This window comes from Delftia sp. WSY_16, assembly GCF_043104415.1.
Taxonomy (GTDB): domain Bacteria; phylum Pseudomonadota; class Gammaproteobacteria; order Burkholderiales; family Burkholderiaceae_C; genus Comamonas; species Comamonas tsuruhatensis.
In genome coordinates this window covers 31925-44602 of the sequence record NZ_JBICKS010000040.1, presented here as the reverse complement: position 1 = coordinate 44602, position 12678 = coordinate 31925, and the positions used below count along the sequence as shown (strand labels likewise).

Annotated in this window: 8 protein-coding genes; 4 read left to right on the top strand and 4 right to left on the bottom strand. The window is 69.4% G+C overall.

Features of this window, described 5'->3' with window-relative positions:
* Positions 1-96: 96 nt before the first annotated feature.
* On the bottom strand, positions 97-2760 hold the full coding sequence (locus ACF8O7_RS19945; RefSeq protein ID WP_392444077.1) for a FimV family protein: 2664 nt from the start codon (positions 2758-2760) through the stop codon (positions 97-99).
* Positions 2761-2881: 121 nt separating this feature from the next.
* Here ACF8O7_RS19945 and ACF8O7_RS19940 point away from each other — a divergent pair, with 121 nt between their 5' ends.
* The 4 genes from ACF8O7_RS19940 to ACF8O7_RS19925 all read left to right on the top strand — a co-directional run bounded on the left by ACF8O7_RS19940 (position 2882) and on the right by ACF8O7_RS19925 (position 7894).
* The gene (locus tag ACF8O7_RS19940; protein ID WP_392444076.1) at positions 2882-4420 is read left to right on the top strand and encodes a 3-hydroxyacyl-CoA dehydrogenase; all 1539 of its coding nucleotides are present in this window, start codon (positions 2882-2884) and stop codon (positions 4418-4420) included.
* A gap of 170 nt (positions 4421-4590) precedes the next feature.
* Positions 4591-5310, top strand: coding sequence for a Crp/Fnr family transcriptional regulator (locus ACF8O7_RS19935; protein ID WP_012205125.1), 720 nt, complete (start codon positions 4591-4593; stop codon positions 5308-5310).
* 145 nt (positions 5311-5455) lie between these two features.
* The gene (locus ACF8O7_RS19930; RefSeq protein WP_061287584.1) at positions 5456-6541 is read left to right on the top strand and encodes a phosphotransferase; all 1086 of its coding nucleotides are present in this window, start codon (positions 5456-5458) and stop codon (positions 6539-6541) included.
* Positions 6542-6619: 78 nt separating this feature from the next.
* Entirely contained in the window at positions 6620-7894 is a 1275-nt protein-coding gene (locus ACF8O7_RS19925) for an acyl-CoA dehydrogenase family protein (protein WP_016446718.1), read from the top strand.
* 69 nt (positions 7895-7963) lie between these two features.
* Here the strand turns inward: ACF8O7_RS19925 and ACF8O7_RS19920 are convergent, their stop codons facing one another.
* From ACF8O7_RS19920 to ACF8O7_RS19910, 3 genes are read right to left on the bottom strand one after another with little or no spacing between them, the layout of a single operon-like run.
* The gene (locus ACF8O7_RS19920) at positions 7964-9433 is read right to left on the bottom strand and encodes an efflux transporter outer membrane subunit (protein ID WP_392444074.1); all 1470 of its coding nucleotides are present in this window, start codon (positions 9431-9433) and stop codon (positions 7964-7966) included.
* Position 9434: 1 nt separating this feature from the next.
* Positions 9435-11429, bottom strand: a complete 1995-nt coding sequence (locus ACF8O7_RS19915; RefSeq protein WP_392444072.1) for an ABC transporter permease — start codon at positions 11427-11429, stop codon at positions 9435-9437.
* Positions 11429-12670, bottom strand: coding sequence for an efflux RND transporter periplasmic adaptor subunit (locus ACF8O7_RS19910; RefSeq protein WP_126312215.1), 1242 nt, complete (start codon positions 12668-12670; stop codon positions 11429-11431). The genes ACF8O7_RS19915 and ACF8O7_RS19910 overlap by 1 nt, the downstream gene beginning before the upstream one ends.
* Positions 12671-12678: the final 8 nt, after the last annotated feature.

Below are 12678 nucleotides of genomic sequence, written 5' to 3'. Positions count from 1 at the left end.
AACTAACCTCCACGAATGCCGGGGCGATTCACTTTCTAGCCCGAGCAGGCAGACTATTTACACAGCCTGACGTGCTCTCTTTTCGATGCACACCGTTCAGTCCTTGGACGGCTCCTTGCCGTCACCCTGCGGCGACGGAGCCTGTGGCGTGGTCCGAAAGGCCGGATCGGTCTCGCGCGACAGCAGCATGTCCACTGAGCGGCTCAAGGGCTCGTCCAGGCCGCGGTGATCGCGAAGGGTTTCGGGCGGTTGCAGTTCCCAGTTCTCCAGCGCCAGATCCATGCTCAGCGGCGCCTTGAGATTGTGCTCGCTGAAGCCCACGGGGCCTGAGCCGGGCGCCGACAGCACCACGGGCGGAAAGCGCGAAGGCACGTCCACCGTGGGCAGTTCATCCTCGCCCAGCGCGGTGAGGTCTATGTCCAGCAGCGGTGCCGCCGCATCGTGGATGAAGGACGGCGTCTCGCTCAGCGGAACGGCACGCACCTGGCCGGCAGGCAGCTGGCCTGCCTGATCCAGGTCGAAGTCCAGCGGCTGCATTTCAAACTGCAGCGGCGCGGACAGGGAGTCCGGCGCGCGGCTGTCGGCAGCCTTCTCACCGGCTGTACCGGAGACCGTGGACAGCGCCTGCGTGTCCATGGGCGTGAACTCCAGGCCCGAATCCTGCGGCGACAGGGAAGAGGCAGCCTGCTGCGGTGCGGCCTCTACCGGAGACGGTTGCAGCTCGGCCATCCAATCCACATCCATGAAGGCGGCAGCGGCGGCCGGTGCGGGAGCGGGTTCCGCGGCCGATGCGAGGACGGCTGCGCCGGCCGTGGCTGCGCCGGCTGCGGCCGTGCCCGCCACCATGCGCGGCGTGGTGCGCTCGCGCGGGCCGGGCTCGCCGCGCGTTCCGGCGGGCGAGGTGCGCGCGATGGACAGCAGCAGCAGCAGGTCATCGAAAGCGGCCAGGTCGAAGGGGGCTGGCGCATCGGGGTCGGGTGCACCGTCCTGCTTGAACAGGTAGTGCGCCAGGCAGTCCTCGACCTCGTCCACAGGCCACAGCGCCTCGATGCGTGCCAGCTGCTCGGGATAGCCCTGCAGCAGGCTGCTGCCCTTGTCGGTGAAGCCCGGCATGGCCGGCACGCGGGCGTTGAAATGCTTGGCAAAGCGGGCGCGCAGCTGGTCGAAGTCGTCTCGGCGGCTCAGCGTGTAGTACAGGTGCAGCAGCTCCAGATAGGCCAGCGGCGAGGAATCCTCATGCGTGGCGATGTGCGAGCGCAGCAGCTCGATGGCCTGCTGGTGCTCGCCCACCGAGATGAAGAATTCCGCCTGCTGCTGCACGTCGAACATTTCGCCGGGCTGCACCATGCGCCGGGCCTTGATGGCCTCGGGCGCAGGCGAGCGCGCTGCGGTCTTCTCGCCCTCCGGCTCGGGCAGCTCGGCCTGCACGGACACAGGCACGGGAATGGTGGCCGGGCCGAAGTCGCCGGGGTCCACGTCCTCATGCAGCTCGTACGTCACGCCAGGGCGCATCTGCGCGCCGCGCTGCACATAGGGCGAGGCCAGGGTATCCGGGCCACGGCGATCATCGGGCGACGGCGCAGGCCGGTGTTCACGCAGGCTGGGTGCCATGGGCCGCGTGGGCCGATGGGGGTCCAGGGAATGCGGCAGGGTGTTGATCCCGTCATCGTGCGAATGCGGCGGGCTCGACGGCACGGGGTCCTGCGACGAACGCTCCACCGATTCCCGCCAGGCATCCGGCTCGCGCGAGAACAGCGAGGCGCCCGAGCGCATTTTCCAGGCCATCCATGCGATCACGGCCACGGCGGCGATCAGCGCCAGCAGCAGCGCATTGAACAGCCACGACGAGCCGCCCGACTCCTGGCGCATGGCATCCAGTTCGGCCCGTAGCTGGGCCAGTTGCCCACGGTCGGCGGTGTCGCGCTTCTTGAAGGCCGCCATTTCGGCCTCCAGCGCCTGCACGCGCTTGTTGGCCTCGGCCAGCTGCTCGCTGCCCACATCGAACATGGGAGCCGCAGATGCGGCGGCGCCCTCGGGTGTCCCGGGTGTTCCGGCTGCGCCAGCGGCGCCCGGGGTGCCGCCCGTGCCCAGCCATTCCTCCACCGGCTCCATGCGCAGGCGCGGTTCTATGCGCAGGCCCGCCTGCAACTGCCCGGCCTGGGCCTGGGCGGTCACGCCCACGGGCGGCCTGGATTTCTCGGCCGCCGCCTTGGGTTTGGCCTGGGGCCTTGGCTGTGTCTTTGGCTTGGACTGGGGTTTCGGTTCCTTGGCAACGGGCACCGCTGCGGGCCTGGAATCGGCCCGGGCGCTGCGGCCAGCGGCCGGGCGGGAGGAAGTCGAAGATGGGTCGGAAGCAGCACCCGCTGCCCCCGCTGCACCGGCACCCGCGGCCGCCAGCGCCGGTTGGGCTGCCGCCAGTTCCCGCACATTGATGGGCTGATTGCCCGTGGCATCCACCGACTCGGGCAGCTGCGCCAGCAGCGTATAGCTGCGGCTGATGCCGCCGCCTTCGCAGCCGGCCCAGAGCTTGAGCGTCACCACAGGCTCGTCCACTGTGTAGCTGGCCTGCACACGAACGGCCTTGCCCGATGTGGTCGGGCTGACGCGCACACGCGAGGATTCGATGGGCCTGTCACCGGCCAGCAGCTCGGCGCGCACGCAGGAGCTGCCGGCGTCATTTCCGCTATCGGGCTGCAAGCCCACCACCAGGTCGAACGGAGCGCCCAGCACCACGTTGCCCCGGGGACTGCCCAACGACAATGCGGACGCGTTCCAGGCCATGGAGGACAGGGCGACGCCGAGAATGGTGCTACAAATTCTCACATCAGCCTTTCTTTGAACGCTTGCATTTTTGCATAGACACCTGTAGGACACCTCCTCTATGTACATGATCCAAAACAACATTTCTCCTATCAGGAACGTCGGATTGATAGGCGCAGGCATCATGGGGCAAGGCATCGCCCAGCTGGCCGCCCAGGCAGGCGCCGGCGTGCTGCTGCAGGACGCTCGCCCGGGCGCTGCCGCGCAAGCGCAGCAACAGCTGTTTGCGCTGTGGGACCTGCTTGAGAAGAAACAAAAAATAACAAGTGAGCAGGCCGCAGATTGCAAGGCCCGGGTGACGGTGGTGGACGGTCTCGATGCCTTCAGGAACTGCGACCTGGTGATAGAGGCCATCGTCGAGCGCATGGATGCCAAGCAGGCCCTGCTGCGCGAGCTGGAGGCCATCGTTGCGCCCGGGACCCTCATCGCCAGCAATACCTCGGCCCTGTCCATCACCACGCTGGCCACGGCGCTCGAGCACCCGCAGCGCTTTGCCGGCTTTCACTTCTTCAACCCGGCGCCGCTGATGAAGGTGGTGGAGATCGTGCGCGGCCTGGCCACGGACGAGGCCACCTGCGCCACGCTGGCGCAGTTCGCGCGCAGCTTCGGCCACACGCCCGTGCGCGCGCAGGACACGCCGGGCTTTCTGGTCAACCACCTGGGCCGCGGCTATGTGACCGAGGCGCTGCGCATCGTGCAGGAAGGCATTGCCGACTTCGCCACCATCGACCGCATCCTGCGCGAGCAGGTGGGATTCAAGCTCGGCCCGTTCGAGCTGATGGATCTCACCGGCCTGGATGTCACCCATGCCGTGATGGAGCACATCTACCACCAGTACTACCAGGAGCCGCGCTACCGCCCCAGCCCCATTGCCGCGCAGCGCGTGGCGGCCGGCCTGCTGGGCCGCAAGACCGGCCAGGGCTTTTACCGCTATGCCGAAGGCCGCGCCGAGCAGCCTGCCGAGCCTGCCGTGCCGCAGGTGCAGACGCTGCCACCGGTCTGGGTGTCGGCACGCGCGGCCCGGCGCAACGAGATCTACCAGTTGCTCAAGAGCCTGGGCGCGCGCATTGAAACCGCGCAGGCACCGACCGAGCAGGCCTTGATCCTGGTGGCGCCGCTGGGCCTGGACGTGACCACGGTGGCTGCCGTGGAAAGGCTGGACTGCACGCGCACCATGGGCATCGACATGCTGATCGCCGACGCCGACACGCGCCGCCGCGTGCTGGCCACCACGCCGGCCACGCGCACCGACATGCGCGATGCCGCCCATGCGCTCTTTGCGAGCGACGGCAAGGCCGTGAGCGTGATCCGCGACAGCGGCGGCTTTGTCACGCAGCGCGTGGTGGGCTCCATCGTCAACATCGCCAGCGACATCTGCCAGCAGGGCATCGGCAGCCCGGCCGACCTGGAAAAGGCCGTGACCCTGGGCCTGGGCTATCCCATGGGCCCGCTGGCCATGGGCGACCGCTGGGGCCCCACCAACATGCTGGAGGTCCTGTTCAACCTGCAGACCGTCTACGGCGACCCGCGCTACCGCCCCAGCCCCTGGCTGCGCCGCCGTGGCGCGCTGGGACTGAGCCTCACGCACGAGGAGCCATAAGCCCTGCAAAGCCGGCGACCCGACGCACGACGGGTCGCCTTTTTTTCGCCGCCCTGCCCCGTTTTCGGCAGGCCCAGACACCGAAGTGACAGGCCCGCCGGCGGCATGCTGCGCCGCGGCGGTCCCACACGCGACAATGTGACCGTCATCAGTCACGCAAAAGACAGGCCATGGACGACCCGATTCTTACCATCGAAGAACGTGAAGCGATCAATTCCGGTCGCTGGTTTTCATCACTTTCTCCATCGCTTCGGCACGACATTCTTCGATGCGCTTACGTCAAACGGTTCAAAGATGGCACGCTCATCTGCGCACGCGGAGAACCGCCCGAGGAATGGATCGCCTGCGCCCGGGGTGCGGTGCGCGTGAGCTCGACCTCGATCACGGGCAAGCAGATCACGCTGGACTACGTGGAGCCGGGCATCTGGTTCGGCGACGTGGCCATCCTGGACGGGGACAAGCGCACGCACGATGCCTATGCGCACGGCGAGACCACGCTGCTGTGCGTGTCCAAGACCGACTTCAAGAAAATCCTGTCCATGCATGTGGAGTTCTCGGAAGCCATGCTGCGCCTGCATGCGCGGCGCATCCGCCAGCTCTACGGCCTGGTCGAGGACCTCAACACCCTGCCGCTGCGCGCGCGCCTGGCCAAGCAGCTGCTGCACCTGGTGCGCAGCTATGGCGTGACCAGCCTGTCGGATGGCAGCGAGATCCGCATCGGCCTGCACCTGGCGCAGGAGGAACTGGCGCAGTTGCTGGGCGCCTCGCGCCAGCGCGTGAACCAGGAACTCAAGGCCATGGAGCGCGAGAACGCCATCCGCATCGAGCCGGGCGGCCTGGTGGTCTGCGACCGCGACACGCTGCTGCGCATCGCCGCGCCCGACGCCTGAACCTGCGCGGCTCGCGCCGCGCCCCCTCCCCTTTTCTTGCACCGACCGGACGCTCTCGCCGGCCGGTGCCTTGCCGCGCCCGTGCTGCGCGGCTGTTCCCGTTTGTTGAACCGATTCTCGAACCGATCACAGGACTGACTGCCCCATGAGCACTTTCGACCATTTCGTAGGCACACGCGCCGTCTCCGACCAGCACGCATTCGACGTGCCCGCGCTCACCGCCTGGATGCAGGGCCATGTGCAGGGCTTTGCCGGCCCGCTGCAGGTGGAGATGTTCAAGGGCGGCCAGTCCAACCCCACCTACAAGCTGATCACCCCGGGCCGCAGCTACGTGATGCGCTCCAAGCCCGGCCCCGTGGCCAAGCTGCTGCCCTCGGCCCATGCCATCGAGCGCGAGTTCCGCGTGATGAAGGGCCTGGCCGGCACCGACGTGCCCGTGCCCCACATGTATGCGCTGTGCGAGGACGAGTCCATCATCGGCCGCGCCTTCTACATCATGGAGTGCATGGAAGGCCGCGTGCTCTGGGACCAGTCCCTGCCCGGCATGGAGCCGGCCCAGCGCGCCGCCATCTACGATGAGATGAACCGCGTGATCTCGGCCCTGCACACCGTGGACTTCGCGGCCCAGGGCCTGGCCGACTACGGCAAGAGCGGCAACTACTTCGAGCGCCAGATCGGCCGCTGGAGCAAGCAGTACGTGGCCTCGGTCACCCAGCCCATCCCCGAGATGGACCAGCTCATGCAGTGGCTGCCCGCCCACATGCCGGCCAGCGCGCTGGATGCCTCGCGCGTGTCCATCGTGCACGGCGACTTCCGCCTGGACAACCTGATGTTCCACCCCACCGAGCCGCGCGTCATCGCCGTGCTGGACTGGGAGCTGTCCACCTTGGGCCACCCGCTGGCCGATTTCAGCTACCACTGCATGAGCTGGCACATCCCCGCCACGCTGGGCCGGGGCATCGCAGGCAAGGACCTGGCGGCCCTGGGCATTCCGGACGAAGAGGAATACATCCGCCGCTACTGCGAGCGCACGGGCCTCAAGGACGTGGACACGCTGCGCGCCGACTGGAACTTCTACATGGCCTACAACATGTTCCGCATCGCGGCCATCCTGCAGGGCATTGCCAAGCGCGTGGAGGCCGGCACGGCCTCCAGCGCCCAGGCCAAGGCCTCCGGCGACACCGCCCGGCCCATGGCCGAGCTGGCCTGGTCCTTCGCCCAGCGCAGCTGAGCCATCCAGACCGCCCCCATCACTCACCGATCACCCCGTTTCCACCACAAGCGACAAGCCAAGAGAAGGAGCGCATCCATGGACTTTGAATATTCGCCCAAGACCAAGGACCTGCAGGAACGCCTGCTGAAGTTCATGGACGAGCACATCTATCCCGGCGAAAAGGACTATGCCGCCGAGATGGAAGCCAACACCGCCGCAGGCAAGCGCTGGACGCCGCTGCAGACCATCGAGAAGCTCAAGGTCAAGGCCCGGGAGCAAGGCCTGTGGAACCTGTTCCTGCCCGTGGACAGCGCCGAGGCCGCTGGCTACAAGGGCGGCGGCCTGACCAACCAGGAATACGCGCCGCTGGCCGAGATCATGGGCCGCGTGCCATGGTCCAGCGAGGTGTTCAACTGCTCGGCGCCCGACACCGGCAACATGGAAACCATTGCGCGCTACGGCAGCACCGAACTCAAGGAGCGCTGGCTCAAGCCGCTGCTGGACGGCAAGATCCGCTCGGCCTTCGCCATGACCGAGCCCGAGGTGGCCTCCTCCGACGCCACCAACATCTGCACCCGCATCGAGCGCCAGGGCGACGAGTACGTGATCAACGGCCACAAGTGGTGGATCTCGGGTGCCGGCGATCCGCGCTGCCAGGTCTTCATCACCATGGGCAAGACCGACCCTGATGCGCCCAAGCACTCGCAGCAAAGCATGATCATCGTGCCCGGCGACGCGCCCGGCATCCGCATCGTGCGTCCGCTCAACGTCATGGGCTATGACGATGCGCCGCACGGCCACATGGAGATGTACTTCGAGAACGTGCGCGTGCCCGTGGGCAACATCCTGCTGGGCGAGGGCCGTGGCTTCGAGATCGCCCAGGGCCGCCTTGGCCCCGGCCGCATCCACCACTGCATGCGCCTGATCGGCCTGGCCGAGCGCGCGCTGGAGCTGATGTGCAAGCGCGCCAGCTCGCGCATCGCCTTCGGCAAGAGCGTGGCCCAGCAGACCGTGACGCAGGAACGCATCGCCGAGGCACGCTGCCGCATCGACATGGCGCGCCTGCTCACGCTCAAGGCCGCCTGGCTGATGGACATCGCCGGCAACAAGGTGGCACGCAGCGAGATCGCCATGATCAAGGTCGTGGCCCCCAGCATGGCCTGCCAGGTCATCGACTGGGCCATGCAGGTGCACGGCGGCGGCGGCATGAGCGACGACTTCCCGCTGGCCAGCGCCTACGCCCACGCGCGCACGCTGCGCTTTGCCGACGGCCCGGACGAAGTGCACCGCAACGCCATCGCCAAGTGGGAGCTGGGCAAGTACGGCGCCTACGGCAAGGATGCCGGCGTGCCCATCACGCGCGGCAGCTGAGCAGGCATCAAGCCTGAGGCCTGAGGCCGCACACCCGACAGGATCGGGGGCGGCCCTGCCCCTCCCCTCTCAGCCAGGTGGCAATGCCTCCTGGCTTTTTTGTGCCTGCCTTTCCGGCATTTCAGCGCCCAGGGCAGGCGCCTCCCATCCCCCGCCCAGCGCCCGGTACAACGCCACGCGCGCCTGCAGCTGCAGCAGGCGCTGCAGCACGGCATCGTCCTGGGCCGCGTACAGCGTGGTCTGGGCCTGCAGCAGGGACAGCAGGCTTTCCGCCCCGGCCTTGTAGCGCAGCTCGGCCAGCGACACGGCCTGGCGGGCCTGGGCCAGCACCTCGGCCTGGGCCTCGGACTGGGCCTTCAGGCCGTGGACGGCGTTGAGCGCCAGGTCCACATCGCCATAGGCCGCGACGATGGCCTTGTGGTAGCCGGCCAGCAGCTCCTCGCGCCGGGCCTGGGCGCCATCGCGTTCGGCCGCCAGACGGCCGCCGTCGAAGATGGGGCCGGCCAGTCCGGCCAGCAGCGAATAGACCGGCTCGCGCAGCCAGTCGCTGGCGCGGCCCGCGCTGGTGCCTGCACTGCCCGTGAGGGTCAGCCGGGGCCACAGCGCCGCACGGGCGGCCTGCAGGTTGGCGCTGGCGGCGGCCAGCTGCGCTTCCGCATTGGCAATGTCGGGCCGGCGCTGCAGCAGCTGCGTGGGCAGGCCTGGGCCGATCTCGGGCAGTTGCAGGGCTTGCAGCGAGTCCGTGGCCAGCGCGGGGCGGCGGGCCTGGCCCAGCAGCACGGCCAGCGTGGCATCGGCATCCTCGCCCTGGCGGCGCAGCGTGGCCAGGGACTGGCGCTGGCTGGCCACCAGGCCGCGCTGCTGGGCCAGCTCCAGCTGGGTGGCGGCGCCTGCGCGCGCGCGGGACTCCACCAGGCCCAGCAGCCGCTCGGCATTGGCCACGTTGCGCGCCGCAATGGCCTGGCGCTCGCGCAGCGCCACGGCCTGCAGCCAGCCATGGGCCACCTGGGCGGTGACCGTGAGGCGCACCGTGTCCTGGTCAAACCGGCTGGCCTGCCAGGCCGCCGCCGCCGCATCGCGCGTGGCGCGGTTGCGGCCCCAGAAGTCCACCTCATACGAGGCCGTCAGCGCAGCGCCGTAGACGCTGGCCTGCCCGCCCGCCACCTGTGCATGGTTCATGCGCTGGGCGCGCAGCTCGCCGCTGAGCGACGGCAGCAGCGCCGCGCCTGCCTGGCGCGTGGCCGCCTCGGCCTGGCGCACGCGGGCCATGGCGGCAGCCATGTCCAGGCTCTGGTCCTGGGCGGCCTGCACCATGCCGCCCAGCTCCTCACTGCCAAAGGCCTGCCACCACTGGGGTGAGACGGAGGCAGGGACGGCTTCGCCCTGCTGCTTCCACGAAGCGGCCAGCGCAGGCGCTGCCCTGTCCGGCACCGTCTGCTGCGCGGCGCAGCCGCCCAGCGCAGCCAGGGCCAGGGCCATGCAGCCCAGGCGCGCCGGCGCCCGGCGCGTCGGCATCGTCTTGTCGTTCATGTCTTTCATCTCACTCTCCCGCCAGCGCGCGCACCGGGTCCAGCCGCGCCGCCGTCTTGGCCGGCATGTAGCCGAACACCAGGCCCGTCACCACGGCGCAGGCAAAGGCGCCCAGCATGGCGCGCACCGAAAACACCACGGGCACGCCCGCCACGATGAGCACCACGCCCACGGCCAGCCCGGCCAGCAGGCCCACCGTGCCGCCCACGAAGGTGACCAGGCTGGCCTCGGTCAGGAACTGGCGCAGGATGTCGCGCTGGCGCGCGCCCGTGGCCATGCGGATGCCGATCTCGCGCGTGCGCTCGCGCACCGTCATCAGCATCACGTTCATCACGCCGATGCCGCCCACCACCAGGGAGACGGCGGCAATCAGGCCCAGCATCACCGCCATGCTCTGGCGCGTGGCCGCCTCGGCCTGGATGCGCGCGGCCGCGTTGCCGATGCCGAAGTCCTCGCGCCCGCCGTGGCGGGCCAGCAGCAGCTTGCGCATGGCCTCTTCCGCCTCGTGCACCACATCGGAGGACATGGCCTCGATCACCACATAGTCGGGCTGGGTCTGCGACTGGTAGACGCGCGCCCGGCCCGAGCGGTAGGGAATGAAGACCATGTCGTCATAGTTCTGCGCGCCCGAGTCCGCGCCGCGCTCGCTCATCACGCCGATGACCTCGAAGGCCGATGTGCCGATGATCAGCTGGCGGCCCAGCGGGTTGGGCGTGTCGGGGAAGAAGTGCTGGTGCGCCTTGTGGCCCAGGACCACCAGGGGCGCCAGATCGCGGTCCTCGGCCTCGGTGTAGTAGCGGCCCTGGGCCACCTTCCAGTGGTGCACCAGGGGCATCTCCTCGCTGGCCGCGAACACGTAGATCTGCTTGTCGGCTTTGCCGTAGCGCACGGTGATGGGGTCGCCGATCACGGGCATGACGCGCCGTATCTCGGGCAGTTCGCGCACGGCGGCCAGGTCTTCCTCGGTCATCTGCCCGGCCGGCCCGCCCGTGGCCGGCGGCTTGCTGCCCATGTAGAGGATGGCCGTGCCCATGGTCCCCATCTGCTCGACCACCTTGCGCCGCGCGCCCTCGCCAATGGCCAGCATGACAATCACCGAGGCCACGCCGATGACGATGCCCAGCAAGGTCAGGCTGGTGCGCACGCGGTTCATGCGCATGCCGCGCCAGGCGCTGCGCGCGGCCTCGAACAGTTCGGCCAGCCAGGGCGCGCCGGCGCTGCCGCGCTGCGGCGTGAGCGGCAGGGCAGCGGCGCCCGCATTCACCCCATTTGCGGCATCGTCGCGCTGGCTGTCGCTGGTGATGCGCCCGTCGCTGATCTCGATCACGCGGCGCGCCTGGGCGGCCACAGTGCGGTCGTGGGTGATGAGGATGATGGTGTGGCCCGCGTCGGCCAGGTCGCGCAGCAGGGCCATGACCTCGGCGCCGCTGTGCGAGTCCAGCGCGCCCGTGGGTTCGTCGGCCAGGATGATCTGGCCGCCGTTCATCAGCGCGCGCGCAATCGACACGCGCTGCTGCTGGCCGCCCGACAACTGGTTGGGCCGGTTGCCCAGGCGCGAGCCCAGTCCCAGGCGCTCCAGCAGCGCACGGGCGCGGCGCACGCGCTCCTCCTTGGGCAGGCCTGCGTAGATGGCAGGCATTTCCACGTTCTCGCTGGCGCTTTCGCTGGCTATCAGGTGGTAGCCCTGGAAGACGAAGCCGAAGGCCTCGCGCCGCAGCCAGGCCAGCGCGTCCGAGTCCAGCGTGGCCACGTCCTGGCCCTGGAAGTGGTAGCTGCCCTCGCTGGGCCGGTCCAGGCAGCCCAGGATGTTCATCAGCGTGGACTTGCCCGAGCCCGAGCTGCCCACCACGGCCACGAACTCGCCCGCGCGTATCTCCAGGTCGATGCCGTGCAGCACGGTGACGGCGGGCTGGCCGCTGTCGCCGCCGCCGTAGTGCTTGGTGATGCCGCGCAGCTCTATCAGCGGTGCGGTCAGCGGCGCGCCGGCCTGCATGCCCTGCGCCATCACCATTGCAGCCACCGCGGGCCACGGTCCAGAGGCGTCTCGCCGACGATGACGCGCTCGCCTTCCTGCAGGCCCTCCAGCACCTCGGCCTGGTGGCGGCTGCGCACGCCCAGGCGCACGGTGCGCTGCTCGGGCTGGCCCTTGGCGTCCAGCACGCGCACGGTCTGCGTGCTGCCGGCCTTCTCGGCCTTCTCGGCGTTCTCTGCCTTTTCCGCCTTGTCAGTCGTTCCCGCCTTGTCGGCCACGGCCATCAGCGGCACGGTGAGTGCCTGCGCGGCCTGGCCGGTGACGAAGACCACCTGGGCCGTCATCTGGGGCATCAGCTCGGCGTCCTCGTTGTCCACATCGAACAGCACGGTATAGGCCACGGCCTTGGTGGCGGGCGCAGGCGCCTGGCCCGCATTGCCGCCGGCCGGCGTCTGGCTGGTAGAGGGCGAGGGCAGCACCTGGCGCACCTTGCTGGACCAGCGCCGGGGCCTGGCCTGGTCGGCGCCGCCCAGCGTGGTGAAGTACACCGGCATGTCGTCGCGCACGCGGCGCACGTCGGCCTCGGACACTTCGGTCCACACCGTCATGGCCGACAGGTCGGCAATGCGCAGGATGTTGGGCGTCTGGTAGGTGGCGTTCAGCGTCTGGCCCTCGCGCGCCTCCACCGACACCACGGTGCCCGCCATGGGCGCGTAGATGCGCGTATAGCCCAGGCGCGCCTCGTCGGCCTTGAGCGTGGCCTGGGTCTGGTCGATCTGGGCCTTCAGATGCTCCATGCGGGCACCGGCGGCGGCCAGGTTGGCTTCTGCGGTCTGCAGGTCTTCCTCGCGCGTGGCCCCGTCGCGGGCCAGCTGGCGCTGGCGCGTGAGCTGCTGCTCGGCCAGCTTGCGCAGCGCCTGCTGCTCGGCCAGTTGGGCGCGCAGGCCCGCCAGCGAGGCACGCCCCGCATCCACCGTGGCGCGCTGCACGCTGGGGTCGATCTCCACCAGCAGTGCGCCCTTCTCCACCTGGGCGCCGGGCTCCACGCGCAGCCGGGTGACCTGGCCCGACACCTGGGCGCCCACGTCCACATAGCGGCGCGGCTGCAGCGTGCCGATGGCCGTGACGGTGGACTCGATATCGGTGCGCGCCACGGTCTCGGTCTGGTAGGCCACGGCAGGCCGGCTGGACCACCAGGCGGCCGCGCCCCCGGCCGCCGCCAACAGGACCACCGCCACGGCGATAGCTTTCCAGCGTTGCTGCGTGCGCGTCATGCTTGCCT